We start from the raw sequence: 333 nt of genomic DNA, 5'->3' as shown, positions 1-333 counted from the left end.
GGACCTCGGCCACGTCGGCGACGAGACCGGGCACCTCCCACCTGCTGTCGAACGCGTAGTCGTTGTCCGGCAACGCCCCTGTCCCCTCTCGGCCGTTCTCACCCGTGGTCGACGCTACCGCGACTCCCCGGGCCCACCCCGTCGGTTCCCGGTCAAACCCCCGACAGTCCGGTGGCCACGGCGGCCTCCGGGTCGGAGTCCACGAGGAACTGCCGGCAGCGTTCGAACTCGTCCTGCTCACCGATCCGCTCGGCCGCCAACGCGAGAGCGGCCAACGCGGACAGGAATCCCTGGTTGGGCCGGTGCCGCCACGGAACGGGGCCGTGCCCCTTC

General features: G+C 71.8%; 1 protein-coding gene. It reads right to left on the bottom strand.

The genetic code is table 11. From position 1 onward, the window contains the following. Positions 1-152 precede the first annotated feature (152 nt). A partial coding sequence (locus tag OO70_RS50870; RefSeq protein ID WP_043688506.1) for a DUF3151 family protein occupies positions 153-333 on the bottom strand: 181 nt, incomplete at its 5' end.

The sequence above is a fragment of the Streptomyces xylophagus genome (assembly GCF_000716435.1).
In the GTDB taxonomy this organism is placed as follows: domain Bacteria; phylum Actinomycetota; class Actinomycetes; order Streptomycetales; family Streptomycetaceae; genus Streptomyces; species Streptomyces xylophagus.
Note: the sequence above shows the minus strand (reverse complement) of the source record. Positions and strands in the feature narration are given on the sequence as shown.